A 25,466-nucleotide genomic window follows, 5' to 3' on the forward strand; every position below is an offset into this window, starting at 1 on the left:
TCCCCCGGTTGGTTGCTTGTTAGGCGGTGACCGCCACGGTGCTGAGCGCCTTGATCCGGTCGGGACGGAAGCCCGACCAGTGCTCGCTGTCGGTCACGACGACCGGGGCCTGCAGGTAACCGAGTGCCAGCACGTACTCGCGAGCTTCGTCATCGATGCTGATGTCGACCTTCTCGTAAGCGATGCCCGCCTTGTCCAGCGCCTTGTAGGTGGCGTTGCACTGCACACATGCCGGCTTGGTGTACACGGTGACGGTCATCTCGGTACGACTCCTCTTCGAAGGCCTGGAAGCTGAACTGAACATGGCTGGCAACTGACGGGGTAGCGCTTTCCGCTGATATCCCCATCTGGATCAGCGGCCCGGCAACCCCTGAAATTCCCGCATCTCCGGTCGCCCCGGGCCGTTCGGTCAGCACGTCCGAGAATCCCCGTCGGACTGACTTTCCGGCCCCGGCCGACCCTCGAATTGTGGGGGCCTGTCGGTCCGTCAAACACTACACCTAGTGGGCGACAAACCGAACAGATACAAGATGTTCTGAACAACATTCGTGAAATTCCCAGGTCGTAAGGCCGAATCCGAGACACTCTCTCGGCGTGTCGCACATCACACCGGGGGGCGTGTCGCGCTCCAACTACTGGTTTAGCACCAGGCACCGACAAGTTCCGGCGGCGCGCCGTCCGCGACGCGCCGGGCTCGGCCCGACGGAAGTCGCCAGCTACGCCGATTTCCGCGCGACGGATGCCACAGCCGTGGGACCCGCGTGACGAACGTGACAAATGTGATCTGCCACCCCCGCGTGGCGCGCACTGCCCACACCCCCGCCGCCAGTAATGCCACCGCTTCGGCGACCGCACTGAGGACTGCATACGGTACCGGCTCCCAGCCCGTCTCCACGAATCCGAACAGCCCGACCGTTCGCGGCGGCCCGAACGCCACCGATCCCCCGCCCCGCCGACAGCGGCCTGCGCGCATCCCACATGAAAAAGCCGGCGCCAACTCGCTGCGTACTATCGCAATCAGGCAATCGGCATCCCGAAACGACGAAACGACGCAGAGGTTCGCCATGCACTCTTTGGATTGCGCTGACACCCCGAACGTGCGCCGCCGGCTCGGCACCCGCGGGCTCACGAGCGTGTTCACCCTGATGTCCGGCGTGCTGGCCCTGATGGCCGCGCCGGCTCCGGCGGCCACCGCGGACGCCTGCCCGGACGCCGAGGTGATATTCGCCCGCGGCACCGGCGAACCGCCGGGTGTCGGCGGCATCGGCCAGGCCTTCGTCGACGCCGTGCGGGCCAAGAGCGGCACCAAATCGGTCAGCGTCTATCCGGTGAACTACCAGGCCAGTGCCGACTTCAACGATGGCGTCCAGTTCGCGCTCACCGTCATCGACGGAATCCGCGACGCTACCAACCACATTCAGGCGGTGGCGGCCACGTGCCCCGCCACCAAGATGGTGCTCGGTGGCTTCTCCCAGGGCGCGGCGGTGGCCGCCTTCACCACAGCCGCCGACATCCCGCCGGGCGTGCCGGCGGCCTTCGTCCCACCCCCGATGCCGCCCGAGGTGGCCGGTCACGTCGCGGCCGTGGCGCTGTTCGGGAAGCCCTCGAACCGGTTCCTCGGCGACGCCGGCGCGCCGCAGATCACGATCGGCCCGCTGTACGCGCCCAAGACCATCGATCAGTGTGCGAGCGGCGACACCATCTGCAACGGTGCACCCCCGGGGCAGCCCACCGCCGCGCACAACTCCTACATCGCCAACGGCATGGTCGCCCAAGCGGCACAGTTCGCGGCCGGCCGACTGTAGTCGTCACTCGCCCGCAGTTGATCGCTGCCGCGACGTCTGCGCCACCCAGGCGGCGACCGCCAGCACGGCGACGATCTCGGCAACAGCGCTCACCAGTGCGTAAGGCGCTGGTTCCCAGCCTTTTTCGACAAAGCCGGCCAGACCCACGGTGCGGGACAGCGCGAACGCTCCCAGCGCGCCGGCCGCGAGCAACCCGGCGACCCAGAGGAACCACGTCGGACCGCCGGCCAGGATCAACACGCCCACACTGCAGAACACCGCCGCCTGCACCAGGAAGCCGGTGCCGACCGCCGGGATGTGGCCGTAACCGTGCAGGTAGAGGTACGCGTGCACACCGCCGCTGACAACCATGGCCGCGGCCAGCACCAGACGGTAGACAAGAGTCACAGCAGGGTCCGTTCTTTGAGCGCGAGCGTGTGCTGACCGGTCTGGTAACTCACCTCACGGATACCGAGCGCGTCGTGCAGCTTGCCGGCCGGCAGCGTCAGCGGTTTCGGCGCCGGGCCGTCGCCGGGATGCGGCAGCGGATAGGCGGTCGTCGTGCCGCTGTGAAAGGTGATGTTCCCTTCGGTCTTCGAAAACACCTGGTGCACATGTCCATTGAGGCAGGTCACCGACGCGAACCGCTTGAGATAGCTCAAGGCTTGGGCGGAGTCGTCAGTCCCCCAGCCCCAGTCGGGATACATCGCGAACAGGGGGATGTGGCTGAACACCACGATCGGCGTATCACTCGACAGGCCGGCGACGTCCTTCTCCACGAACTCGAGCTGGTCGACGCCGAGGTGGCCGAGCTTCTTGAGGTTCAGCGTGTTCACCAGTGCGATGACGTGCACGCCGGCGATGTCGAAGCTGTACCAGCCGTCGCCGCGGGTGCCCGCACCGAACGCCTGCCGGTATTTGGCGCCGGCGTCGTCGGCCGAATCATGTTCCCCCGGAACGGTGAACACGTGCGGGGTGCGCAGTCCGGTCATCATCTGCCGGACCTGATCGAACTGCTCGGGGGTGGCCAGATGCGTCAGATCGCCGGTGTGGATGACGAAATCCGGCGTGTAGCCCAGGTTGTTGACGGTGTCGATGGCATGGGTGAACGAGCCGGCGACGTCGGTGTTGGCGGCGCCGGTGAAGCCGATGTGGCTGTCGCTGACCTGGGCGAAGCGCAGCGTGGGCGGTGCCGCCGGCGCGGACGAGCTGCTGCCCGCGACGTGCGACAGCACTTCCCCGCCGACCACCGACAGCCCGACAGCGGCGCCGAACCACGCGGTGTGCCGGAGCAATTGGCGACGGTTCATCTGTTGCGGGTCGCCCGAAGCCGTGTTCTCGGTCATCGGACCATCACCGTCCCGTGCATGAAGGGGTGGATGCCGCAGACGTAGGTGTACGTGCCGGGCGCCGCGAAAACGTAACTGAAGGTGGCGCCGGAACCCATTGTCGGAGAGCGGAACTGACCACCTTCGGCGACGACGTTGTGTGGGTCTTCGTCGTGGTTGGTCCACGTCAGCGTCGTTCCCGCCGGCACCGTCAGGGTGCCGGGCGCGAAGGCGAAGTTGTCGATGTTGACCGCGTTCGGGCCCGCCGGCATCGGCGCCTGGTGGCCGGGTTCGGGCGGGGACATCGTCATCGACCCCATGGAACCCATGGTGGGTCCGGAGCCGGCGCCGGCTCCGGACATCCCGGGTGTCCCACTGACGTCGGAGCTGAAAACCGGTGTGGGTGCAGCTTTTTGCTGCGGTGCGGTCGAGGTGCATGCGGACAGGAGCAGGACTGCGCCGGTGAGCGCAACCAGAGATCGTCGCGACACGACGGGGACCTCCGTGGTCGTCGGGTACGGGTGCGCCTGCGCACCCTCACCAACAGATACGGTGGCGGGTTACACGCTCAGGCCGGCCAGCTCGGCGGGGACGGCGCGAACACCTCGATCACGCCACTCACCTCGCGGACTTCGAACGTGGGCAACGGTTTCGGCGCTATGGGCAACTGATGGGTCAGCACGTGCCCGTCGGTGGCGAAGGACGTGGAATGGCACGGGCACCGCAGCCGGTTGTCAGGTCCGTCGAACCAGAGCCGGCAGCCCTGATGTGTGCAGACGCCCGAGATGCCCTGCACATTCCCGTCGACCCGGCGCACGAATCCCACGACCGAGCCGAGGTCGAACGGATGCACCGCCCCCTCCGACACGTCGGAGCTGTCGGCGACCTTCTGCCAGCTGCCCGCGGTCGGGACCAGCTCCTGGCTCGCGGCGTCCTGCTTGTCAGACGCGCTGCGGCCCACCAACGCCCGGTCGACGGCCACCGCGGCCACCGCGGCACTGGCGGCCGCGGAAGTCCCCACGATCACCTGACGGCGGTTGGCACGCAGCCGGCCCGGCTTCGGTGCCGCCGCTTCATCGCCGTCGAACTGTGCGGCGAGCCTGCTCTGCAAATCGGCGAGGAATTCCGGACGCGGCTCGTCGGCGCCGGGCCGCGCCGCCTGCAGGTCGATCGCCGTCCGCATCTGCGCCGCGTCGAAGTCGTCGGGCGTGAATCCCGACGGCTTGCGTCCGCGCAGCAGATCGTCGAGGTACCGGCGCAACCCCCGCGCGTTCATGGCTCGCCCTTCTCGTTGATCTGTGCCGCCAGCCGTAAGGCCCGGTGTTGCAACACCTTTGCGTTGGCGACGCTGACACCGAGCTCGGCTGCTGACTCCTTGATCGACCTGGTCTGGAGAAATCGCAGCTCCAGTATGCGTCGATAGTTGTCCGGCAGGGCGTCCAACACTGCGGCGACACGGTCCGGCGCGGTGCTGATGGACTCCTCGGCTTCCGGTGGCGCCTCGATATCGAGGTCGATGCAGGTGATCTCCCGCCCCATCGTCTCGCGCCAGTGCGCGGCGAGCACCGTACGCGCGGTACTGCGCAGATAGGACCGCACCTCGGCGGCACTCGCCGTCAGCCGCAACGGTCGCAGCGCGGCGAGAAACACCTCGGCGGTGAGGTCCTCGGCGTCGGCCTGGTTGCCGACCCGCGCGTAGATCGTGCGGTACACCCACGTCGCGTTGTCCTGATAGACGGATTCCCAGTCGGGATACCGGGAATCCGACGAGACCACGCGCAGCGGGGGTCGGTGCACAGGGTCACGCTGTGCAGACACATTGGCCCCGTCTCATCGGTGCGGCCCGGCACACCCCGGGACCACTTCGACAAGTAGATAGGCACCGGGGTTACACCGCGGGCAGGGGGCGCGAACGTGACCCGTGCTCACCAGGCATCACCCTCCGTCAGCGGCCGGGTCCAGCAGCCGGTCACCGAACAGGCTGCACAACAGCAACGCGACCTCGACGTCGAGCCGGTCGTCCTCGATGGGCCGGCCCCGGCGTTCGATCGCCCGCTGCACCCGGTATTTCACCGAGTTCGTGTGCAGGTGCAGTTCCTCGGCCGCGGCCTTGTTGCTGCCGCCCGCCTTGAGGAAGGCCTGCAGTGTCTCACGCAGACGCTGGTCACTGTCTGTCGAACAGGCCAGTGGGCCAAGCACTTCCGTGGCCCACGCCGACAGCGCCTCGACATTGGACCCCAGCAGGGCCGCGAGCGCGATGCCGCGGTGGCCGAACGCCGTGAACCGGCGCCGCTGCGGACCCGACGCCACCGCGACGGCGCGGGCGTCCTCGGCCTGCCGGTGCGACAGCCGGAATCCGGCGACGCCCGACTGCGGAGTGCCGGCGGCCACGTATGGCCCGTCGGCCGGTACCAGGCTCCCGAGCCACGTCACCGCCTCCCCGATCACTGCCGCGGGCACCGCGACCCAGGCCCACGCCGTGGCCCGGTCGACCGAGATGAACAGCGGCGAGTCTGTCGCGCCGATCGACGCGGCGAACTGCTGGATCAGCCGCTCCATCTCGGCGAGCCGATCCTCCGAGTCGTCGCACCACAGCACCACCGCGAGATGGGTGCGCTGCAGCGGGTACCGGATCGCCACCGTCGCGGCGTCGACATCGACGTCGCCGCCGGCCAGCAGATCGCGAATCTCCGTGATACGTACGCTGTTTCGGTTCTCCAGCCAGCTCTCCCGAGCATATTGGTACACCTCGACGACCTCTTGCGAGATCCTGTCGATGTAGTTGAACGAAATCGTCGACATCACGTCGAAGACGTCCAGTGCCAGCTGCGGATCGAGGCCCGCGGCCCGGACCTCGTCCAGGACCTCTTTCAGTACCGCCTTGTGACCGAGCCGGTACGACCGGACCAGCACGTTGGCCGAGATATCCCGCTGCGCCAGTCGGCGGGCATGCTCGAGCGCGGCTGCCGGGGCATGCAACAGGTCGATGGAGATTCCGTGCCGGGCCGCGGCGAAGAACGCATCGATGTTGGCCGAGACCGAATCGGCCAGCACCTGCTGGAGTTGTTCTTCGTCGCGCAACTCGCGGATGTCAGCCACCAGCAGTTCCGAAACCGAGCGCGTGATGTCGGTGAGCCGCGCGTCCAGCCGCGTGCCGATTCCGGCCACCGCGTGCGTCAGCGCGTCACCTGCGCCGGTGCGGTCTGCGCCACCGGCCACGTCAACTGCCTGTTTTCCCGGTCACTCCCAAACCGTAGTTCGTCGTCAGTCCGTTTGCGCCCGAAGGGCGACAGCTTGCCGGATATTTCGCTGCGGTCGCACGCAGCGGCCGCACAGCGTCAGGGCCGCCGGCATCCGTTCGCGGATACCGACGGCCCTGATGCTCAGTCGCGGTGCGCTCAGCCGACCTCGGCGGCCAGCTTGGCAACCACGCCACGCACGCTGTCGACCACCTCGGCCGCCTCGCGCGGGTGCTTGCCGTCGAACGCCGACGCCGGGAGCGACAGCTTGACGTCGACGACATCCGCGCCGGCGATGCCGAACGACTTGCGGCTCTCGTCGTGTGCCCACACGCCGCCGTACTGTCCGAGCGCGGTACCGATGACCGCCAGCGGCTTGCCGGAGACGGCGCCGGCGCCGTACGGGCGCGACAGCCAGTCGATCGCGTTCTTCAGGACGGCGGGAATGGTGCCGTTGTACTCCGGGGTCACGGCCAGGATCGCGTCCGCATCGCCCGCGATCTGGCGCAGCGCGACGACCGACTCGGAAACCGAGTCGTTGTCGATGTCTTCGTTGTAGAACGGCAGGTCGCCGAGGCCGTCCGCCACGCGTACCGTCACGCCTTCCGGTGCCGATTCCACTGCCACCTCGGCGAGCTGGCGGTTCAGCGAGGCCGAGCGGAGGCTGCCGACCAGGACCAGGACCTTGGTATCTGCCATTTTTCTTTCCCCTAGCTTGTCTCTGTGGACGGTTCCCGCGAACCGATCCTCGCATGAGTCAACCGGACTACGGTCCGATTCATTCCGGCTGAGTTAAAGTTTTTTCATGAGCGACGGGGTGGCGCAACTGCGGCCCACGAACCTGCCCCTGGCGGGTCTGCCGATGAGCCCGGCTGCGCCGGTCGAGCGGGGCGACGCAGCGCGCAACCGGCTCCTGCTCCTCGACGCGGCCCGCCGGCTCATCGCCGCGCGTGGCTCCGACGCCGTCACCATGGACGACATCGCGGCCGAGGCCGGTGTCGGCAAGGGCACGCTCTTCCGCCGGTTCGGCAGCCGGTCCGGCCTCATGCTCGTGCTCCTCGACGAGGACGAACAGGTCGAGCAGAACGCGATGATGTTCGGCCCGCCTCCGCTGGGTCCCGGCGCACCGCCGCTGGACCGGCTGCTCGCCTACGGCCGCGACCGGCTCCAGTTCGTCTGGCAACACCGTGCCCTGCTGTCCGACGCCGGGCGTGATCCGCAGAGCCGCTTCGGGGCGGCTGCCGCCGTCCACCGCACCCACGTTCGGATGCTGCTGCACACCGCCGGCACCACGGGAGACCTGGACGCCCAGACCGATGCCCTGCTGGCCCTTCTCGACGCCGACTACATCAGCCACCAGCTCGACGATCTGGGTCACAGCCTGCAGGCGCAGGGCGATGCGTGGGAAAGCGTGGCGCGCAAGCTTTGCGGGACCTGAGATGACGTGGGTACTGCACGTCGACCTCGATCAGTTCCTGGCTTCTGTCGAACTGCGCCGCCACCCCGAGCTGGTCGGCCTGCCCGTCATCGTCGGCGGCAGCGGCGACCCCACCGAACCACGCAAGGTGGTCACGTGCGCGTCCTATGAGGCACGGGAATTCGGCGTCCATGCCGGGATGCCGCTGCGCACCGCCGCCCGCAAATGCCCCGAGGCCGTCTTCCTGCCCTCGGATGCGCCCGCCTACGACGAGGCCTCCGAACAGGTCATGGGCCTGCTGCGCGACCTCGGACACCCGGTCGAGGTGTGGGGCTGGGACGAGGCGTATGTCGGTGCGGCCGTGGCTGATCCGTTCGAACTCGCCGAGAAGATTCGAACCGTGATCGCCGCCGAGACCGGCCTGTCGTGCAGCGTCGGCATCAGCGACAACAAGCAGCGCGCCAAGGTCGCCACCGGATTCGGCAAGCCGGCCGGGGTTTTCGCGCTCACTGCCGAGAACTGGATGACCGTCATGGGCGACCGGCCGGTCGACGCGCTCTGGGGAGTGGGCCCCAAGACCGCGAAGAAGCTCGCCGAGCTGGATATCACCACAGTCGCAGAGCTGGCCCGCACCGACGCCGAGCTGCTCACATCGACGTTCGGGCCGACCACCGGCCTGTGGATTCTGTTGCTCGCCAAGGGCGGCGGCGACAGCAACGTGACGGCCGAACCGTGGGTGCCGCGCTCGCGCAGCCACGTGGTGACGTTCCCGCAGGACCTCACCGACATCGCCGAGATGGACGCCGCGGTCCGTGATCTGGCCCGCCAGACCCTGGACGAGATCGTCGAGCAGGGCCGCATCGTCACCCGGGTCGCCGTGACCCTGCGGACCAAAACGTTCTTCACCCGCACCAAGATCCGCAAGCTACCGGTGGCCGGTACCGATCTGGAGACGATCACGCGGACCGCGATCGACCTGCTGCACGACTTCGAACTGGACCGACCGGTGCGACTGCTCGGGGTACGGCTGGAACTGGAGATGCCACGGTAGTGCTGACCACCATCGCCATCCGGGGCTACCGGTCGCTGCGCGAGATCGTCCTGCCGCTGTCGGAGCTGACCGTGGTGACCGGAGCCAACGGCACCGGCAAGTCCTCGGTGTACCGGGCGCTGGGGCTGCTGGCCGACTGCGGACGCGGCGAGGTGATCGGATCCCTGGCCCGCGAGGGCGGGTTGCAGTCGGTGCTGTGGGCCGGCCCGGAGAACACCAGCGGCGCGCGGCGCACCGGCACCACCGAGGGCACCAGCCGGACCCGGCCGGTATCACTCGAACTCGGCTTCGCAGCAACCGATTTCGGCTATTTCATCGACCTCGGGCTGCCGCAGGACCCGGGCCACAACTCGATGTTCGGGCAGGACCCCGAGATCAAACGCGAGACGGTCTTCGCCGGGCCCTCTCCCCGGCCCAGCGGCGCGCTGGTCCGTCGCACCCGGACGTATGCCGAGGTGGCCTCCGACTCGGGCCGCGGCTTCGACGAGCTGACGCGCGCCCTGCCCAGCTACCGCAGCGTCCTGGCCGAATACGCGAATCCCGAGGCGCTGCCCGAGCTCGCCGCGGTGCGGGATCGGTTGCGCGACTGGCGTTTCTACGACGGCTTCCGCGTCGACCGGGACGCGCCGGCCCGCCGGCGCCAGGTCGGCACCCGGACACCGGTGCTGAGCAACGACGGCAACGACCTGGCCGCCGCCGTGCAGACCATCCTCGAAGCCGGGTTCGACGACCTGCCGCGCGCGGTCGGCGATGCGTTCGACGGCGCCGAGATATCGGTGAGCTCCGACGGCGGGCTGTTCGAACTCCAGCTGCACCAACGCGGCATGCTCCGTCCGCTGCGCTCGGCCGAATTGTCCGACGGCACACTACGGTTCCTGCTCTGGGGCGCCGCGCTGCTGTCGCCGCAGCCGCCTGCGCTCATGGTGCTCAACGAGCCGGAGACGTCCCTGCACCCCGATCTGGTGGGCCCACTGGCGGACATGATCGCCGCCGCCGCACGCAAGACGCAGGTCGTCGTCGTCACCCACTCGGCACGGCTGCGCGAGCGGCTGGCCGCGTGCGACGCGAGCGAGGTCGAACTGGTCAAGCAGTGGGGCGAAACCCAGATCGAGGGCCAGACCATGCTCACCGCGCCGCCGTGGGACTGGGGAAAGCGCTGAGGCTCAGCGGTTTTGGATTCAGCGCCGCTTCGGCCGCAAAGCGCGGGTGAACAATACGTTCACCCGCCGCATCGACACGCTGTAGGGCCACCAGGCCAGCCGCTTGAACAGATACAGCGCCCGGATGTCCGGCGACGTGTAGATCATGAACCGGTTCTTGGCCACCCCGGACAGCAGCTTGTCGGCGGCCTGCTCGGGCGAGACGGCGTGTCCGGCGAACCTGGCCACCCAGCGCTGCACCTGCGGATCGTCGCGGTCCACACCCGCGATCTGAACCGTCTGCACCAGAGGCGTTTTCACCGCGCCGGGCACCACGACCGACACCCCGATGCGGTGGCGGGCCAGGTCGAAGCGCAGCACCTCGCTGACCCCGCGCAGGCCGTACTTGCTGGCGCTGTACGCGGCGTGCCACGGCAGTGCGACGATGCCCGCGGCCGACGAGACATTGGCCAGCCGCCCGCCGCGACCGGCGGCCACCATGGGCGGCACCATCGTTTCGATGACGTGGATGGGCCCCATGAGGTTGACGTCGACCATCGAGCGCCAGTGCTGATGGGTCAGGGTGCTGACGGTGCCCCAGGCCGAGATTCCGGCGATGTTGAGCACCACGTCCATGGGCTCGTGCCGGCTGTGGATGTCGGCGGCGAAGGCCGCCACGGCGTCGTAGTCGGAGATGTCCAGCGCGCGGTGTTCGGCCACTTCCCCGCCGAGTGCCCGGGCGTCGGCGACCGTCTGCTCCAGCCCGATGGTGTCACGGTCGGTCAGATAGAGGACCGCACCCTGTTGGGCCAGCTTGAGCGCCGTCGCCCGGCCGATACCGCTGGCCGCCCCCGTCACGAAACACCGCTTGCCTGCGTAGCCGCTCCACCGCGTCATGGCCCGACCCTACACAGGCAGGTCGCCGCCACCCCATAACGCGGTGAGCCACAGTCGTTCCACGATGTCCAGCGCGCGTTGCGGGTCGCCGCCGCGCCCGATGTAGGCGCTGTCGCGCGACAGCGTGTAGGCCGTCGTCGATACCAACGTGCGAACCAATGCCGGCAGGTCGTCGGAGATCGGGCGCCGGCCGGCGTCCTGTTCCACGAGCCCGACGATCTTGTCGATCACGCCGTCCTCGAAGTCGGCCATCAGGTCACGGATCTCGGCGTCCGTGTTCTGCGCGATGGTGCACGCCGCCATGATCGGATCGTTGATGGCGAAGACGGCGGCCGCGCTGCCGACCATCCGCTTCGCGAAGGACGCCGGCGACTCGTCGGGCTCGCGCGGCGCGAAGTTGTGGGTGAGTGTGTCGAGCTCCTCCATCGCCTCGGACACGATCCGGGCCAGGACGGAGTACTTGGAGTCGAAGTAGAAGTAGAAACCCGACCGCGCGACGCCGGCGCGCGCACTGATGGTGCTGACGGACAGGTCGGCGAAGGGCCGTTCCTCCAGCAGCTCGCGGACTGCGTTGACGATGGCGTCGCGTTGCCTGTCGCCTCGACTGCGGCCCTTGTCGGCCGTCTCGACTTCAGCGCTCATGGCGCTCACGATGTCATCGCCGACACACCAATTCAAAACTTGACACGCGTCAAGTATGGCAGCGAAGATGACGATAGGTGGTGACTTTCACCACAAACATGTGTCAAGAGCAGACAGGAAACCCTGGATGGCGACTATCAGCACCCCGAACTACCTGCTCGACCAGGCCATGCGGCGACTCAAGCCGACGCCGGTCACGGTGCCGGGGATGGGGATCATCGAGCAGCGTCTACTGGCCACCGACTGGGAGCAGTTCGCTCTCGCCCAGCCGCCGGCCGGCAGCGACCTCAAGCCGATCATGGGCGACTCGGGACTGCCGATCATCGGCCACCTGATCGAGGTGTTCCGGGGCGGCCCCGACTACGTCTTGTCGCTCTATCGCAAGCACGGACCGCTGTACTACGCGCAGACGCCCGCGCTGCCGGCCGTGATGGCGCTGGGACCGGACGCGACGCAGGCCGTGTTCTCGAACCGCAACAAGGACTTCTCGCAGCGCGCCTGGGATCCGGTGATCGGGCCGTTCTTCGAGGGCGGCCTCATGCTGCTCGATTTCGATGAGCACATGTTCCACCGCCGGATCATGCAGGAGGCGTTCACCCGTTCGCGGCTGACGGGCTACGTGTCCCACATCGATTCCGTGGCGACCAAGGTGCTGGCCAACGACTGGGTAGCCAACGATCCCCGATTCCTGTTCCATCCGGCGGTCAAGGAGCTGACGCTCGACATCGCGTCCGAGGTGTTCATGGGACACCCCGCGGGCACCGACCACAAGCTCGTCACCACCATCAACCAGGCCTTCACCACCACGACCCGGGCCGGCAACGCGATCATCCGTAAGCCGGTGCGCCCCTTCGCCTGGTGGCGCGGTGTCCAGGCCCGCAAGACGCTCGAGGACTACTTCTCCAGCTCCATCGCCGAGAAGCGCCGCTCCGACAGCACCGACATGTTCAGCGTGTTGTGTCACTCGCAGGACGAGGACGGGCAGAGCTTCACCGACGACCAGATCGTCGCGCACATGATCTTCCTCATGATGGCCGCGCACGACACCACGACGTCGACACTGACGACCATGGCCTACCACCTGGCGGCCAACCCGCAGTGGCAGGACAAGCTGCGCGAGGAATCCGAGCGCATCGGTGACGCCCCGCTGGACATCGAGTCACTGGAGAAGCTGGAAACCTACGACCTGGTGATGAACGAGGCGCTGCGCCTGCAGACGCCGCTGGGCTTCAACTTCCGCCGTGCCGTCCGCGACACCGAGCTGCTGGGCTACTACATCCCGGCCGGGACCGACGTCGTCACCTGGCCCGGCATGAACCACCGCCTGTCCGAGCTGTGGACCGATCCCATGAAGTTCGACCCCGAACGGTTCGCCGAGCCGCGCAACGAGCACAAGGCGCATCGCTACGCGTTCGCCCCGTTCGGCGGTGGTGCACACAAGTGCATCGGCATGGTCTTCGGGCAGCTGGAGATCAAGACCGTGATGCACCGGCTGCTGCGCCAGTACCGCTTGGAGCTGACGCACCCCGGCTACGAGCCCTGGTACGACTACGGCGGCATGGCCGTACCGGTCGACGGCATGCCGATCGTGTTGCGCCCCATTCGCTGACCTCGCGGAACGCGTGACGGACTAGGCGTGCAGCCGGTTCGCGCACGCGATCATCGCCCGCAGCGCGGACTGGACCGGGTCGCGGGCCCAGCCCATGGCCCACTCCGCACGCACGCCGTCGCTGCCGTGGATGAAGGTCGCGATGCCGCCACCGACGGCGGGCAGTTGATGGAACTTGATCATCTCGACGGCCATGCCGCGCTCGTGCAGCATCGCGGTCAGCGCGGCGACAGGACCGGTCGCGGTGGCCGTCGAGGTCGCGATGCGGTCGCCGACGGCGATGCTGGCGCGGTACCGGCGCGGGGCGGTGATACCGCGGCGACGGTCGTCGTCGCCCGCGGTGTCCCAACTGCCCAGACGGACCGGGCCACCCTGGTGGCCGTAGTGGTCGACGAAGGTGTCGTGACACATGGTTTCGGCGTGTTCGCGCAGGTCACGGGGCACCGGACGGTCAAACAGATCCGCGAAACGCGACGTGGTGGAGATGGCGGTGGAGGTGAACATGCGTCGGTCTTTTCTGCTCGAAAGAAGTGACCGACAGGTAGTAGCGTCCGACCCACAGCGAGGGGTCGGTCAGGATGAGACCCCGCTGTGGGTACTGGCTACTACGAGCATGTGAAGCATGGTCGCCGAGGTTAGTCCGCGACCGCGCCTCGGGTCAAGACGATTTCACCGCCGGATTGAGCAGCCACAGGAACGGCCGGTGGCTGAGGCGCCCGTCGCGGTGCAGCGGCATGCTGTCCCGCGCCGCGGCATACCAGGCGGCACGGCTGACACCGGTGAAGTCCAGTTGCCGGCCGCACCGGCCGGCGAGCGCGTGCAGCAGCAGCATCCCGGTGCGTCCGTTGCCTTCCCGGAACGGGTGAATCTGGTTGTACCGGGCGTAGATCCGGGACAGTTCCCACGCCAGCCTCGGGTTGCCGAACTCAGCGCCGACGTCCGCCAATGCCGTTGCCGCGAGCTCGATTTCGGCCAACCCGGCGGCGACGTCGACCTGCCAGGTGAACGCCGAGTCACCGCGGCGGATGTCGACGGTGCGCAGCTCCCCCGCCCACTCGTACACGTCACCGAACAGCTCGCGGTGCATGGCTCGGACGTCGATCTCCATCTCGGTCACCGATTGCCGACAGTGCCACAGCACCATGCGGCCCGCCGTCACCTGGAATTCCACGGCTGCCAGGTCCGGTCCGTGTTGAATGCCGAAGTTGTTGCGCAGCACCGATGTTCCGGGGATCAGGTACGGCGCCCGGCGCCGGAGGAACCGGCGGCGCTTCTCGAGCGTCGGCGGATACTGCGCACGGCACCGTGCCAGGTAATCGTCGAACTCGACGGCACCGGAAGCCAGCGCACCCAACTCGACGATGTGGGCGGGCTGGGGTTCCCAGCCTTCGATGCGCTGGGCGGCCAGGGTCTGCTGCACCGCGTGGTGGGCCAGCAAGCTCGTCTCCATCAGCGGAACGCCGATGTCGAGGCGAGGTACGTCAGCTTGCGGCTGATGCCGGCCACCTCACGGGCGACGCTGCGCAGCATGGCCCGCTCCTGTGGCGGAAGTTCGGACAGCACCACCTGATCGCGACCCGCGCGGGACGTCCACCGGAATCTCACCATGGCGGCGAAGCAGTCCTGCAGCACCGAAACATCTTCGGCATCAAGCACATTCGCCGCCTGCGCCGCATCGAGCCGGCTCGGCGTCGACAGCGCGGTGGCACCTGCCGACATCCCGGCCCACCGCGCGATCTTCACCAGCGGATCGATGACCGTCGGCTTCAGGTCGACGGTGTCGGACTGACTGGCCAGCATGCGCAGCCGGGACGGAAACGACGCGCGGAACGCCGTGGCGTCCTGCAGCAGGTACTGACGGGCCGGGTAGTGGTCGACGGCGGCGCGCACCACCTGCGCGCGCAGGAGGTCCTCGGTCACCCCGTCGTCGGCTCGATGGACGGCACGGGAGTCGGCCAGTACTCCGGTCATCACCACGCCGCGGTCCTGCCGTGGGTCGGACGTCCAGTGCGCGATGCCGTCGGACCAGGCGCCCGCCGTCCGGCAGAACCGCGGCCGGCTGGCCAGCACCCCGTTGGCGTCGGCGCGCACCCCGCACCGCTCCAGCACGGCGTGCACCTGCGCTGCCGCTGTCAGCGCGTCGTCGCGCACGGCATCGTCCGCCAGCACGACCAGGGTCTCGACGTCGGATCCGGCCATTGCCTCGCCCCGCGCGACGCTGCCGGACACGAACCACGAGCAGGACGGCCCGGGCGACAGCCGGACAGCCGCGGCAACGCCGGACCGGAGCACCTGCGACCACGCGGCCGCGACCTCAGCCGCCGGCGCAGACGCGCGCGCCGCGGCCCGCACCGCCTGCAGGCCCAGTTCGATTCCCGACCGCAGCGCGTCCTCGCCGCCGGCCGCGTGGATCGCGGCGAGGGCGGCGTCGATACCGAGATCAGCCGAGGACATGCCATGTTTCTATCGGACGACAGTTACCTCCGCGTTTCGTGCACGCTTTTCCGCGGTCAACGCGGATTTTCGTGCACAAATCGCGAGGTTGTAGGGTTTGCCGCGATGAGCTGGCAGCACGCGTCACTTCTGCTCGCCGCCGGTGTCATAGGCGGCCTGACCGGGAGTATCGCCGGGTTGGCCTCCGTCGCGACGTACCCGGCACTGCTGATGGCCGGGCTGCCGCCGGTGGCGGCGAACGTGACCAACACCGTCGCGCTGACCTTCAACACCATCGGATCGGTGTGGGGTTCGCTTCCCGAACTCGAGGGCATGGGTCCATGGTTACGCCGGATGCTGCCGGCCGCCGCCCTCGGCGGCGCGGTCGGGGCCGCACTGCTGCTGGCGCTTCCCGCCGAGGGATTCGAGGTGGTGGTCCCGATACTGCTCGGGCTGTCCTCGGTGACCATCGCCATCCCCCAACGCCGCGGCGCGGACGACGAGCCCGGCCGCTGGCGTTCGATGCTCATCACCACCGCGATCTTCGCAATCTGCTTGTACGGCGGCTATTTCGGAGCTGCCGCCGGCGTGGTACTGCTCGCACTGCTGCTGCACAGCGGCAGCGAGTCGATGGCCCACGCCAACGCCGCGAAGAACGTCATCCTCGGTGTGGCCAATGGTGTTGCCGCCGTGGGCTTCATCGCGCTGGCGCCGGTGAACTGGATTGCCGTGGTGCCACTGGGCATCGGGTGCCTGGTGGGTTCGCGACTCGGTCCTGTCGTCGTCCGCCACGCACCCGCGACGCCGCTGCGACTGGCCATCGCGCTGGCCGGCCTGGCACTGGCCGTCAAGCTGGGCTACGACGCCTACCGGTAGGCGAACGGGTTGTCGCCCTTGGCAACCCGGACACCCAGGTGAATCAGCTCGGTGGCCGAGGCATGCAGCTTCTCCCCCGCCTCGCGGTCGGCCAGGCCCGCCAGGAACCGCGACCAGGTGCCCTCGATGACGATGCCCAATTTGAAGCACGCCATCGCGATGTACCAGTCCAGGTGCTCGGTGCGGCGGCCGCCCGCGGCGAGGTAGGCGTCCAGCAGTTCGTCCCGACCAGCCAGGCCACCGGCCTCCGCCAGCGCGGCGCCGACGACGATGGCATTGGGCGCGGTCGGCCAGCACACCAGCATCCAGCCCAGATCCAGCAACGGATCGCCGACGGTGCACATCTCCCAGTCGACGAACGCCGCCAGTTCCGGCCGGTCGTGGCGCAGCATGACGTTGTTGAGGTGACAGTCGCCGTGCATGATGCCGGGCTCGCCATCGGGTGGTCGGTTGTCGGTCAGCCAGGTCGCCAGCTGCTCGACACCGTCGAGCGATTCGGGGTCGTAGTGGTCGTGGCGGTAGCTCTGCAGCAGCCCGACGAACTGCGGAACCTGTCGCGCCACAAACGATCCGGGCTTGCGGATGGCCGCGAGCGGGCTGCCGTCCCAGGCAACATTGCCCAGCTGCGCCAGGCTGCCCGCGTACGACAGCCCGACGTCGTGTCGTAGGCCGGCGTCGGCGGCGTAGGCCGGCGAGAGTTCCTCGCCGGGGTTGAAGCCGTCGACCTCGGCCATCAGGTAGAAGACGACACCCAGCACCGACGGATCCTCGCAACCGGCGATGAAAGCGGGATGCGGCACCGCGGTTCCGGCCAGGGTCCGTAGTACGGCGATCTCGCGCTGCATGGTCTTGTCACTGTTCGGCCGGGGATGCAGGGGCGGGCGGCGCAGCACCACGGGGCGGCCGTCGATGTGCAGTCGCACCACGATGTTCTGGGTGCCGCCGGTCAGCGGCTCGACGGCGGTGACGTGCTCACCCAGCCCCTCGGCGCGGATCCAGTTCTGGACGATGTCTCGGTCACGGTCGGTCAGAGTCGGCTGCATGATGCAGTGATTCTGGCCCGGGATCGGCCGAACGGGCAGCCAATTCTTACGATCCGTTTTCATTTGGCGTCGGCGCCGCGGCTGCGCCGTACTGTGAATGTGTGGCATTTCGACTGGACCCGCACCGATCGCTGGCCGGACTGGCGGCCGCGGCCGTGGCGCTCGGTGTCGCGGCGCTCCTGGCGATTCCGCTTGGGCCACATGCCGATTCCCGCACCGCCGTCGGGTCGGTGGTCATCGACCTGACCCCGGGACCACTCAAAGAGTGGGCGATCCAGACCTTCGGCACCAACGACAAGCTGTTCCTGACCGTGGCCGTGCTCGTGGCCATCGCGCTGATCGCCATGGTGACAGCACAATTCGAGGACCGGAAGCTCGGCAGCATCGCCCTGGGGCTGGCGGGCGTACTGGGCGCCGCCGCGGTGCTGTCCCGCACCGGCGCCAGACCGGTCGACGTCGCCCCGTCGCTCGTCGGCGCGGCCGCGGGCATCGCGGTGCTGCGACTGCTGGTCTCCGATCGCCTCGGTTCCGCGGCCCCGGAACCGGAGGCGGATACAGATACCGATCCCGGCCGCCGCCGGTCGCTGGCGGCGCTGGGCTTCCTGGCCGCCGGCACGCTGGCCGGGGTCATCGGGACAGTGCTGGGCCGCGCCGCGTCGTCGGTTGCGGGTGACCGCAGCGCCTACACGCCGCCGGCAGCCAAGCTTCCCGGACCGCCGATACCGCCCGACGTGCAACCCGCTGGGGTGGACCTGCCCCCGTTCATCACGCCGAACGCCGACTTCTACCGCATCGACACGGCACTGTCCGTCCCGCAGGTACAGCGGCAGGACTGGCGGCTGCGGATCCACGGGATGGTCGATCGTGAAGTCACCTTCCGATTCGATGAACTGGCGCAGTTCGAGGCGATCGACAAGGTGGTCACGCTCACCTGCGTGTCAAACCCGGTGGGCGGCAACCTGATATCGAACGCCACCTGGACCGGCTACCGCGTGCGCGACCTGCTGGCGCGGGCCGGTGTCCACGCGGATGCCGACATGGTGCTGTCCAAGTCCATCGACGGGTTCACCGCGGGGACACCCGTCGAGGCACTGACCGACAACCGCGACGCGTTGGTCGCCGTCGCCATGAACGGCGAGCCGCTGCCGACCGAGCACGGCTACCCGGCGCGGCTGGTGGTTCCCGGTCTGTACGGCTATGTCTCGGCGACGAAGTGGGTCGTCGACCTCGAACTCACCAGATTCGATCGGGCCCAGGCTTATTGGACGAAGTTGGGCTGGTCCGCGCACGGGCCCATCAAGACCGAGTCGCGCATCGACGTGCCGCGCGCCGGGTCCGCGGTGCCGATGGGTACCGCGACGTTCGGCGGCGTCGCGTGGGCGCAGAACCGCGGGGTGCGTGCCGTGGAGGTCCGCATCGACGACGGCCCGTGGCGACCGGCGACGCTGGGCGCCGCGTACTCCAACGACACCTGGCGGTTGTGGAGTTACACGTGGCAGGCGGACCAGCCCGGGCGCCACACCATCACCGTGCGCGCCACCGACAACACCGGCGCGCTGCAGACATCTGAGGTCGCCGGCGCGGTCCCCGACGGCGCGACGGGCTGGCACTCGGTGCCCTTCACCGTCGCCTGACCGTTGTCCGAAATATTCGGTTGGCGAGCGGGTTCCGCATCATTACGGTGACCGGATGACCGAACCCGCCCAGCAATGGCGCACCGGCCTGCGGGCCCGGCTGGTCGCGGCACGCAAGGCGAAGGACACCGCCTCGACCGCGGCGCTCCGCAGCGCTCTCAGTGCCATCGACAACGCCGAGACCCCGGACGTGCCGTTGCCACGCGCCGGCGCGATCGCCGACAGCGCCCACGGTCTCGGCGCCGCGGAGGTCGCCCGCCGGCGCCTCACCGATGGCCAGATTCGGGAGCTGATCGAAACCGAGGCCGACGAACGCCGCGCCGCGGCTGAACAGCTGCGGTCGGTCGGCCACGACGACCGCGCCGCGCAGGTCGAGGCCGAGGCCGACGTACTGCGTGAGCTCCTCGGCGTCGACTGAACAACATTGTCGGTACCCCGTGCCAAGCTGGGGTCGTGCTCCTCTCCGACGTCGCGACGGCCTCAGCCGAGGTCGGTGCGGTGTCGGCCCGGTCCGCGAAGATCAGCCGCATCGCCGCCCTCCTCGGCGGCGCGGCCGATGATCCGGCGACCGTCGCCATCGTCGTGCATTGGCTCTCCGGCGAGCTGCCGCAACGGCAGATCGGGGTCGGCTGGGCGGCGCTGCGCTCGCTGCCGCCGCCGGCCGAGGACGACGCGACGCTGACGGTCACCGCGGTGGACGCCGCACTGTCGGCCATCAAGGCGGTGGCCGGTCCTGGTTCGGGTGCCGCCCGCACCGCGCTGCTCCACGGCTTGTTCGGGGCGGCCACCGCGGTCGAACAGACCTTTCTGCGCGGGCTGCTCAGCGGCGGGCTGCGCCAGGGCGCGTTGGCCGGGGTGATGGCCGACGCCGTCGCGAAGGCCGCGGGCATCGCCGCTGCCGACGTGCGCCGCGCCGCGATGCTCAGCGGCGACCTGGCCGCGGTCGCGGCGGCCGTGTTGTCCGACGGCGCCGCCGGCCTGCAGCGTTTCACCCTCACGGTGGGCCGCCCGGTCGGCCCCATGCTGGCGCAGACGGCCACCGATGTCCGCGACGCCCTCGAAAAGCTCGGTGGCGCGGCCATATTCGAGACGAAGCTCGACGGCGTCCGGCTGCAGATCCACCGGTCCGGCACCGAGGTGTCGGTGTACACCCGCAGCCTCGACGACATCACGGCCCGGGTGCCCGACGTGGTGCGCGCGGTGCTGGCCCTGCCGGTGACCGACCTGATCGCGGATGCCGAGGCCATCGCCATGCGGCCCGACGGCCGCCCACACCGGTTCCAGGTGACGTCCTCCCGCATCGGCAAACGTTCCGATGATGGCGCGCAACCGCTTTCGGTGTACTTCTTCGACGTCCTGCACCGCGACGGCACCGACCTGCTGGACCAGCCGGCCGAGCAGCGCCGCCAAGCGCTCGACGACGTCGTCCCCGAGCCGCTCCGGGTGCGGCGCTGCGTCACCTCCGATTCGGTTGTCGCCCAGCAGTTCCTCGACGACACCCTGGCCGCCGGCCACGAAGGCGTGATGGCCAAGCACCCGGCGTCGCCGTACGAGGCGGGCCGGCGCGGCGCCGGCTGGCTGAAGGTCAAGCCGGTCCACACGCTGGACCTGGTGGTGCTCGCGGTCGAGTGGGGTTCCGGACGGCGCACCGGCAAGTTGTCGAACATCCATCTGGGAGCGCGGGATCCGGCCACCGGTGGTTACGTCATGCTGGGCAAGACGTTCAAGGGCATGACCGACGCCATGCTGGACTGGCAGACCGCGCGGTTCACCGAACTGGCCGATGGCCCGATGGACGGTTACGTCGTGCGGCTGCGGCCGGAACAGGTCGTCGAGATCGCGTTCGACGGCGTGCAGGGTTCGAGCCGCTACCCCGGCAAGATGGCGCTGCGCTTCGCCCGCGTGCTGCGCTACCGCGACGACAAGCGGCCCGAGGAGGCCGACACGATCGACACCGTGCGGTCGCTGTACGAACGCTGAGGGTTACCCCGCGATCCGCAGCCACCGATGACAGGATGTGGGGCATGTCACCAACCACCGCGCACCCCGACGAGTCCGTCGGTGACGTCACCTACGTGCGTACCGACCCGGCACTGCCGCCGGTCGCGATCATCGACCGCTCGCCCATCACCGCCCGGCACCGGGTGATCTTCGGCGTCATCGCGCTGCTCGCCGCCGTGGCGTGGGCCGTCATCGCCTTCGCCCGTGGCGAGACGGTCAACGCGGTGTGGTTCGTCATCGCCGCGATCTGTACCTACGTCATCGGATACCGGTTCTACGCGCGGCTGATCGAGATGAAGATCGTCAAACCTCGCGACGATCACGCCACCCCGGCCGAGCTTCTCGAGAACGACACCGACTACATGCCGACCGACCGCCGCGTGCTGTTCGGTCACCATTTCGCGGCCATCGCGGGCGCCGGCCCACTGGTCGGCCCGGTGCTGGCCATGCAGATGGGCTACCTGCCGGGGACCATCTGGATCATCATCGGCGCTGTCGTCGCCGGTTGCGTGCAGGACTACCTGGTGCTGGTCATCTCGACGCGGCGGCGTGGCCGGTCCCTGGGCCAGATGGCGCGTGACGAACTCGGCCCCATCGGCGGCATCGCCGCGATCGTCGCGGTGCTGGTGATCATGGTGATCCTGTTGGCGGTCCTGGCCCTCGTCGTGGTCAACGCGCTCGCGGAGAGCCCGTGGGGCGTGTTCTCCATCGCGATGACCATTCCGATCGCGATCTTCATGGGGCTGTACCTGCGGTACCTGCGGCCCGGGCGGGTGTCCGAGGTGACGCTCATCGGCGTCGCGCTGCTGCTGCTCGCGGTGGTCTCCGGCGGCTGGGTCGCCGAAACATCCTGGGGTGCAGACTGGTTCACGCTGTCGAAGGTGACGCTGTCGTGGTGCATCATCATCTACGGTCTGGCCGCCTCGGTACTGCCGGTATGGCTGCTGCTGGCGCCGCGCGACTACCTCTCGACGTTCATGAAGGTCGGCACCATCTCGCTGCTGGCCGTTGGCATCCTCATCGCCCACCCGGTCATGTCGGCACCGGCGGTGTCGCAGTTCGCCACCCGGGCCGACGGTCCGGTGTTCGCCGGCGCGCTGTTCCCGTTCCTGTTCATCACCATCGCGTGTGGCGCGCTGTCCGGCTTCCACTCCCTGATCTCCTCGGGCACGACGCCGAAGCTGCTGGAGAAGGAAGGGCAGACGCGGCTCATCGGCTACGGCGGCATGCTGACCGAGTCGTTCGTGGCGATCATGGCGCTCATCACCGCGGCGATCCTCAACCAGCACCTGTACTTCGTCATCAACTCCCCCGGCGCGGCGACCGGGACGAGCGCGGCCACGGCCGCGACGTATGCCAACGGGCTGGGGCTGTCGGGTGATCCGATCACCGCGCAGCAGATCACCGCCGCGGCCACCGATGTCGGTGAGCACTCGGTCGCCTCGCGTACCGGCGGCGCGCCGACGCTCGCGCTCGGCATGTCCGAAGTGCTGCACCAGGTGTTCGGCGGGTCGAGCATGAAGGCCTTCTGGTACCACTTCGCGATCATGTTCGAGGCGCTGTTCATCCTCACCACCGTCGACGCGGGCACCCGCGTCGCGCGCTTCATGCTGTCCGATGCCCTCGGCAATCTCGGCGGGCCGCTGCGGAAGCTGCGCGATCCCAGCTGGCGCATCGGCGCGTGGACCTGCAGCCTGCTGGTCGTCGCGGGCTGGGGCAGCATCCTGCTGATGGGCGTCACGGATCCGCTGGGCGGCATCAACACGCTGTTCCCGTTGTTCGGTATCGCCAACCAGCTGCTCGCGGCCATCGCGCTGACGGTGGTCACCGTCGTGGTGATCAAGAAGGGGCTGCTGAAGTGGGCCTGGATTCCCGGGCTGCCGCTGTTCTGGGACGCACTGGTGACGCTCACCGCGTCGTGGCAGAAGATCTTCTCCCACGACCCCAAAATCGGTTACTGGCAACAGCATTCGCAGTACCTGGCGGCCAAGGCGGCCGGCAAGACCAGCTTCGGCTCCGCGAAGAACCCCGACCAGATCGACGCGGTCATCCGCAACACCTTCATCCAGGGCACGCTGTCCATCGTGTTCGCGCTGCTGGTGGTGGTCGTCGTGGTCGTCGGCATCGTCGTCGCCCTGCAGGCGATCCGCGGCGGCGGCCGGCCACTCACCGACGACGAGCCGGTGCCGTCACGGCGGTTCGCCCCGCGCGGCCTCTTCGCGACGGACGTCGAGAAGGAGGTGCAGAAGCAATGGGACGCGCTGCCGAGCTCGCCCGCCAGGCCCGTTGGTACTGGTCATCACTGATGGGCGACAACCACTACGCGCGGTACCTGGAGCACCGCCGCCGCACACATCCGGGCGAGCCGGTGCTGTCCGAGCGCGAGTACTGGAAGGCGCGGCACCGCGCCGCGGACCGCAACCCACAGGGCCGCTGCTGCTGATCGAGCCCGCCGGGTGAACAGCTGATCGTCAGGCCGGTGCGCAATGACCGTCTGCACAACCGCCCGCACAGTGGACGCACACCGCTGTCGGCACCTCACAGGGTGGTACCAAAAGAGACGATCCTCACTCCGTGGTACTAAATGAGTGTATGGACAGTTGTCCAGTTGTTGCCCCACCAGCCTTAGGAGAGACGTGCTGTTCACGGTTCCCGACGTCACCGACGCCGTCGCTGCAGCCATCCCGGACCGAACCCTGATCATTCAGGGCGATCGCCGCTTCACCTATGCCGAGGTTGTCACCCGCGCCAACCGGCTCGCCGCCTACCTGCACGCGCAGGGCCTGGGAGTGCACACCGAGCGCGATCAGCTGGCCGGCCACGAAGTCGGCCAGGACCTGGTGGGCATCTATGCGTACAACGGCCCCGAGTTCGTCGAATCCCTGCTCGGTGCGTTCCGGGCCCGGGTGGCGCCGTTCAACGTCAACTACCGCTACGTCAAGGCCGAGCTGCAGTACCTGTTGAACGACGCGGGTGCCTCGGCCCTGATCTACCACGCCGCATTCGCGCCGACGCTGGCCGAGGTACTGCCGGAGCTGCCTAACCTCAAGGTGCTGATCCAGATCGCCGACAGTTCGGGCAACGACCTGCTGCCCGGTGCCGTCGACTACGAGACCATCGTGAACACCGACGTCCCGCCGCCGCCGGTGACGCCGTCGCCCGACGACCTCTACGTGCTGTACACCGGTGGCACCACCGGTATGCCCAAGGGCGTGCTGTGGCGCCAGCACGACATCTTCATGGCCTCGTTCGGCGGCCGCAACGCGATGACGGGCGAGCCGGCGCAGTCGGTCCAGGAGATCGTCGACCGGGCCGCAGCGGCCGCCGAGATGCGGATGATGATCCTGCCGCCGCTCATGCACGGCGCCGCGCAGTGGGGCGTGATGACGGGCATCAACAACGGCCAGACCATCGTGTTCGCCAAGGAGGTCGAGGGCTTCAACGCCAAGGAGATCGTCGAGACCATCGCCCGCGAGAAGATCGCGATCGCGACGGTCGTCGGTGACGCCATGGCCCGGCCTCTGGTCACCGCCATCGAAGAAGCCATCGCCGACGGCACCCACGACCCGACGTCGCTGGTCGTCGTCGCCAACGGCGGCGCCCTGTTCACACCGGCCGTCAAGGGCCGACTCGTCGCCGCACTGCCGAACGCCATGGTGATCGACGGCGTCGGTTCGTCGGAAACCGGCGCGCAGATGTCGCACGTGTCGACCAAGGCCAACGTGTCCAGCGGCACCTTCACCGCCGGTCCGGCCACCCGGATCGTCTCGGAGGACTTCACCTCGCTGCTGACCCCCGGCCACGAGGGCAACGGCTGGCTGGCGCAGGAGGGCTACGTGCCGCTCGGCTACAAGGGCGACGCCGCCAAGACGGCCAAGACCTTCCCGGTGATCGACGGCATCCGGTACGCGGTGCCGGGCGACCGCGCCCGGCTGCTGGAGGGCGGCACCGTCGAACTGCTCGGCCGCGACTCGGTGACCATCAACTCCGGCGGCGAGAAGATCTTCGCCGAAGAAGTCGAGTCCGCCATCGCCTCGCACCCGTCCGTGGTCGACGTCGTCGTCGCCGGACGCCCGAGCGAGCGCTGGGGCAACGAGGTGGTCGCGGTCGTGGCGCTCGCCGACGGCGCCGAGGCCGACGCCGCCGAACTCATCAAGCACGCCGCGGAATCCATCGCGCGCTACAAGCTGCCGAAGGCCATCGTGTTCCGCCCGACCATCGTCCGCAGCCCGGCCGGCAAGGCCGACTACCGCTGGGCCAAGGAGCAGGCACTGCAGGACTAGATGTACTGACCACGGACGTTAGGTACGGCGTGGCGTGGTGACATGAAGAAGACCTCCGAGTGAAGTGCGAGCTGTCTAGGAACGCACCAA

General features: G+C 68.6%; 26 protein-coding genes. 12 read left to right on the forward strand and 14 right to left on the reverse strand.

Annotation, left to right across the window (positions count from 1 at the left end; genetic code table 11):
• Positions 1-19: 19 nt before the first annotated feature.
• Positions 20-259, reverse strand: a complete 240-nt coding sequence (gene nrdH / locus ACJH6J_RS10920; protein WP_020104016.1) for a glutaredoxin-like protein NrdH — start codon at positions 257-259, stop codon at positions 20-22.
• Between the two features lie 886 nt (positions 260-1,145).
• On the opposite strand from nrdH, the gene ACJH6J_RS10925 reads away from it, so the two are divergent.
• The gene (locus ACJH6J_RS10925) at positions 1,146-1,805 is read left to right on the forward strand and encodes a cutinase family protein (RefSeq protein WP_207547958.1); all 660 of its coding nucleotides are present in this window, start codon (positions 1,146-1,148) and stop codon (positions 1,803-1,805) included.
• 3 nt (positions 1,806-1,808) lie between these two features.
• Here ACJH6J_RS10925 and ACJH6J_RS10930 read toward each other — a convergent pair whose 3' ends face one another.
• The 7 genes from ACJH6J_RS10930 to ACJH6J_RS10960 form a co-directional block, all read right to left on the reverse strand.
• On the reverse strand, positions 1,809-2,192 hold the full coding sequence (locus ACJH6J_RS10930; protein ID WP_244872846.1) for a hypothetical protein: 384 nt from the start codon (positions 2,190-2,192) through the stop codon (positions 1,809-1,811).
• On the reverse strand, positions 2,189-3,130 hold the full coding sequence (locus ACJH6J_RS10935) for a metallophosphoesterase (protein ID WP_212813719.1): 942 nt from the start codon (positions 3,128-3,130) through the stop codon (positions 2,189-2,191). Before ACJH6J_RS10935 ends, ACJH6J_RS10930 begins: the two co-directional genes overlap by 4 nt.
• Positions 3,127-3,432 (reverse strand): cupredoxin family copper-binding protein, encoded by a 306-nt coding sequence (locus ACJH6J_RS10940; RefSeq protein ID WP_406803950.1) that lies wholly within the window; start codon positions 3,430-3,432, stop codon positions 3,127-3,129. The genes ACJH6J_RS10935 and ACJH6J_RS10940 overlap by 4 nt, the downstream gene beginning before the upstream one ends.
• 248 nt (positions 3,433-3,680) lie before the next feature.
• Positions 3,681-4,388, reverse strand: coding sequence for a Rieske (2Fe-2S) protein (locus tag ACJH6J_RS10945; RefSeq protein WP_406803940.1), 708 nt, complete (start codon positions 4,386-4,388; stop codon positions 3,681-3,683).
• Positions 4,385-4,930: an RNA polymerase sigma factor gene (locus ACJH6J_RS10950; RefSeq protein ID WP_267316525.1), complete on the reverse strand. Its 546-nt coding sequence runs from the start codon at positions 4,928-4,930 to the stop codon at positions 4,385-4,387. The genes ACJH6J_RS10945 and ACJH6J_RS10950 overlap by 4 nt, the downstream gene beginning before the upstream one ends.
• 117 nt (positions 4,931-5,047) lie before the next feature.
• Positions 5,048-6,331, reverse strand: a complete 1,284-nt coding sequence (locus tag ACJH6J_RS10955) for a PucR family transcriptional regulator (protein WP_406803941.1) — start codon at positions 6,329-6,331, stop codon at positions 5,048-5,050.
• 179 nt (positions 6,332-6,510) lie between these two features.
• A complete protein-coding gene (locus ACJH6J_RS10960; protein WP_061001672.1) occupies positions 6,511-7,050 on the reverse strand; it encodes an NADPH-dependent FMN reductase in 540 nt (179 codons plus the stop codon).
• Between the two features lie 163 nt (positions 7,051-7,213).
• On the opposite strand from ACJH6J_RS10960, the gene ACJH6J_RS10965 reads away from it, so the two are divergent.
• From ACJH6J_RS10965 to ACJH6J_RS10975, 3 genes are read left to right on the forward strand one after another with little or no spacing between them, the layout of a single operon-like run.
• A complete protein-coding gene (locus ACJH6J_RS10965) occupies positions 7,214-7,789 on the forward strand; it encodes a TetR/AcrR family transcriptional regulator (RefSeq protein WP_406803951.1) in 576 nt (191 codons plus the stop codon).
• A 1-nt stretch (position 7,790) separates the two neighbouring features.
• Entirely contained in the window at positions 7,791-8,819 is a 1,029-nt protein-coding gene (locus ACJH6J_RS10970) for a DNA polymerase IV (RefSeq protein ID WP_406803942.1), read from the forward strand.
• A complete protein-coding gene (locus tag ACJH6J_RS10975; protein WP_406803943.1) occupies positions 8,819-9,979 on the forward strand; it encodes an AAA family ATPase in 1,161 nt (386 codons plus the stop codon). The genes ACJH6J_RS10970 and ACJH6J_RS10975 overlap by 1 nt, the downstream gene beginning before the upstream one ends.
• Before the next feature lie 18 nt (positions 9,980-9,997).
• Here ACJH6J_RS10975 and ACJH6J_RS10980 read toward each other — a convergent pair whose 3' ends face one another.
• A complete protein-coding gene (locus tag ACJH6J_RS10980; protein WP_406803944.1) occupies positions 9,998-10,855 on the reverse strand; it encodes an SDR family oxidoreductase in 858 nt (285 codons plus the stop codon).
• A 9-nt stretch (positions 10,856-10,864) separates the two neighbouring features.
• Positions 10,865-11,497 (reverse strand): TetR/AcrR family transcriptional regulator, encoded by a 633-nt coding sequence (locus tag ACJH6J_RS10985; RefSeq protein ID WP_212813711.1) that lies wholly within the window; start codon positions 11,495-11,497, stop codon positions 10,865-10,867.
• Positions 11,498-11,624: 127 nt separating this feature from the next.
• Between ACJH6J_RS10985 and ACJH6J_RS10990 the strand changes: the two genes are divergently transcribed.
• Positions 11,625-13,106, forward strand: coding sequence for a cytochrome P450 (locus tag ACJH6J_RS10990; RefSeq protein ID WP_406803945.1), 1,482 nt, complete (start codon positions 11,625-11,627; stop codon positions 13,104-13,106).
• Between the two features lie 21 nt (positions 13,107-13,127).
• Here the strand turns inward: ACJH6J_RS10990 and ACJH6J_RS10995 are convergent, their stop codons facing one another.
• From ACJH6J_RS10995 to ACJH6J_RS11005, 3 genes are all read right to left on the reverse strand, one after another.
• Positions 13,128-13,610: a homocitrate synthase gene (locus ACJH6J_RS10995; protein WP_212813707.1), complete on the reverse strand. Its 483-nt coding sequence runs from the start codon at positions 13,608-13,610 to the stop codon at positions 13,128-13,130.
• A 154-nt stretch (positions 13,611-13,764) separates the two neighbouring features.
• The gene (locus tag ACJH6J_RS11000) at positions 13,765-14,556 is read right to left on the reverse strand and encodes a Fic family protein (RefSeq protein ID WP_406803946.1); all 792 of its coding nucleotides are present in this window, start codon (positions 14,554-14,556) and stop codon (positions 13,765-13,767) included.
• Complete coding sequence (locus ACJH6J_RS11005) at positions 14,556-15,560, reverse strand: DUF294 nucleotidyltransferase-like domain-containing protein (RefSeq protein ID WP_406803947.1); 1,005 nt, start codon at positions 15,558-15,560, stop codon at positions 14,556-14,558. Before ACJH6J_RS11005 ends, ACJH6J_RS11000 begins: the two co-directional genes overlap by 1 nt.
• A gap of 105 nt (positions 15,561-15,665) precedes the next feature.
• On the opposite strand from ACJH6J_RS11005, the gene ACJH6J_RS11010 reads away from it, so the two are divergent.
• Positions 15,666-16,415: a sulfite exporter TauE/SafE family protein gene (locus ACJH6J_RS11010; protein WP_406803073.1), complete on the forward strand. Its 750-nt coding sequence runs from the start codon at positions 15,666-15,668 to the stop codon at positions 16,413-16,415.
• Here ACJH6J_RS11010 and ACJH6J_RS11015 read toward each other — a convergent pair.
• Positions 16,406-17,458, reverse strand: coding sequence for a phosphotransferase family protein (locus tag ACJH6J_RS11015; protein ID WP_406803074.1), 1,053 nt, complete (start codon positions 17,456-17,458; stop codon positions 16,406-16,408). The genes ACJH6J_RS11010 and ACJH6J_RS11015 overlap by 10 nt on opposite strands.
• 101 nt (positions 17,459-17,559) lie before the next feature.
• On the opposite strand from ACJH6J_RS11015, the gene ACJH6J_RS11020 reads away from it, so the two are divergent.
• From ACJH6J_RS11020 to ACJH6J_RS11045, 6 genes are all read left to right on the forward strand, one after another.
• Positions 17,560-19,092: a molybdopterin-dependent oxidoreductase gene (locus tag ACJH6J_RS11020; protein ID WP_406803075.1), complete on the forward strand. Its 1,533-nt coding sequence runs from the start codon at positions 17,560-17,562 to the stop codon at positions 19,090-19,092.
• Positions 19,093-19,147: 55 nt separating this feature from the next.
• Positions 19,148-19,510, forward strand: coding sequence for a GatB/YqeY (locus ACJH6J_RS11025; protein WP_406774230.1), 363 nt, complete (start codon positions 19,148-19,150; stop codon positions 19,508-19,510).
• 35 nt (positions 19,511-19,545) lie between these two features.
• Positions 19,546-21,072 (forward strand): ATP-dependent DNA ligase, encoded by a 1,527-nt coding sequence (locus ACJH6J_RS11030; RefSeq protein ID WP_406774229.1) that lies wholly within the window; start codon positions 19,546-19,548, stop codon positions 21,070-21,072.
• 44 nt (positions 21,073-21,116) lie between these two features.
• Positions 21,117-23,399 carry a carbon starvation CstA family protein gene (locus ACJH6J_RS11035; RefSeq protein WP_406774228.1) on the forward strand — a complete coding sequence of 761 codons (2,283 nt, stop codon included), beginning with the start codon at positions 21,117-21,119 and terminating at the stop codon, positions 23,397-23,399.
• Entirely contained in the window at positions 23,345-23,536 is a 192-nt protein-coding gene (locus ACJH6J_RS11040; RefSeq protein WP_346416791.1) for a YbdD/YjiX family protein, read from the forward strand. Before ACJH6J_RS11035 ends, ACJH6J_RS11040 begins: the two co-directional genes overlap by 55 nt.
• A gap of 193 nt (positions 23,537-23,729) precedes the next feature.
• Complete coding sequence (locus ACJH6J_RS11045; protein WP_406774227.1) at positions 23,730-25,376, forward strand: acyl-CoA synthetase; 1,647 nt, start codon at positions 23,730-23,732, stop codon at positions 25,374-25,376.
• The last annotated feature ends 90 nt before the right edge of the window (positions 25,377-25,466 follow it).

The organism is Mycobacterium sp. SMC-18 (assembly GCF_045310895.1).
In the GTDB taxonomy this organism is placed as follows: domain Bacteria; phylum Actinomycetota; class Actinomycetes; order Mycobacteriales; family Mycobacteriaceae; genus Mycobacterium.

What these genes read in the sequence shown, in the direction of transcription:
- nrdH (WP_020104016.1), bottom strand. Translation starts at nt 259, where the DNA reads ATGACCGTCACCGTGTACACCAAGCCGGCATGTGTGCAGTGCAACGCC.
- ACJH6J_RS10925 (WP_207547958.1), top strand. Translation starts at nt 1,146, where the DNA reads ATGTCCGGCGTGCTGGCCCTGATGGCCGCGCCGGCTCCGGCGGCCACC.
- ACJH6J_RS10935 (WP_212813719.1), bottom strand. Translation starts at nt 3,130, where the DNA reads ATGACCGAGAACACGGCTTCGGGCGACCCGCAACAGATGAACCGTCGC.
- ACJH6J_RS10940 (WP_406803950.1), bottom strand. Translation starts at nt 3,432, where the DNA reads ATGGGGTCGATGACGATGTCCCCGCCCGAACCCGGCCACCAGGCGCCG.
- ACJH6J_RS10945 (WP_406803940.1), bottom strand. Translation starts at nt 4,388, where the DNA reads ATGAACGCGCGGGGGTTGCGCCGGTACCTCGACGATCTGCTGCGCGGA.
- ACJH6J_RS10960 (WP_061001672.1), bottom strand. Translation starts at nt 7,050, where the DNA reads ATGGCAGATACCAAGGTCCTGGTCCTGGTCGGCAGCCTCCGCTCGGCC.
- ACJH6J_RS10965 (WP_406803951.1), top strand. Translation starts at nt 7,214, where the DNA reads ATGAGCCCGGCTGCGCCGGTCGAGCGGGGCGACGCAGCGCGCAACCGG.
- ACJH6J_RS10970 (WP_406803942.1), top strand. Translation starts at nt 7,791, where the DNA reads ATGACGTGGGTACTGCACGTCGACCTCGATCAGTTCCTGGCTTCTGTC.
- ACJH6J_RS10980 (WP_406803944.1), bottom strand. Translation starts at nt 10,855, where the DNA reads ATGACGCGGTGGAGCGGCTACGCAGGCAAGCGGTGTTTCGTGACGGGG.
- ACJH6J_RS10985 (WP_212813711.1), bottom strand. Translation starts at nt 11,497, where the DNA reads ATGAGCGCTGAAGTCGAGACGGCCGACAAGGGCCGCAGTCGAGGCGAC.
- ACJH6J_RS10990 (WP_406803945.1), top strand. Translation starts at nt 11,625, where the DNA reads ATGGCGACTATCAGCACCCCGAACTACCTGCTCGACCAGGCCATGCGG.
- ACJH6J_RS10995 (WP_212813707.1), bottom strand. Translation starts at nt 13,610, where the DNA reads ATGTTCACCTCCACCGCCATCTCCACCACGTCGCGTTTCGCGGATCTG.
- ACJH6J_RS11000 (WP_406803946.1), bottom strand. Translation starts at nt 14,556, where the DNA reads ATGGAGACGAGCTTGCTGGCCCACCACGCGGTGCAGCAGACCCTGGCC.
- ACJH6J_RS11005 (WP_406803947.1), bottom strand. Translation starts at nt 15,560, where the DNA reads ATGTCCTCGGCTGATCTCGGTATCGACGCCGCCCTCGCCGCGATCCAC.
- ACJH6J_RS11010 (WP_406803073.1), top strand. Translation starts at nt 15,666, where the DNA reads ATGAGCTGGCAGCACGCGTCACTTCTGCTCGCCGCCGGTGTCATAGGC.
- ACJH6J_RS11015 (WP_406803074.1), bottom strand. Translation starts at nt 17,458, where the DNA reads ATGCAGCCGACTCTGACCGACCGTGACCGAGACATCGTCCAGAACTGG.
- ACJH6J_RS11025 (WP_406774230.1), top strand. Translation starts at nt 19,148, where the DNA reads ATGACCGAACCCGCCCAGCAATGGCGCACCGGCCTGCGGGCCCGGCTG.
- ACJH6J_RS11035 (WP_406774228.1), top strand. Translation starts at nt 21,117, where the DNA reads ATGTCACCAACCACCGCGCACCCCGACGAGTCCGTCGGTGACGTCACC.
- ACJH6J_RS11040 (WP_346416791.1), top strand. Translation starts at nt 23,345, where the DNA reads ATGGGACGCGCTGCCGAGCTCGCCCGCCAGGCCCGTTGGTACTGGTCA.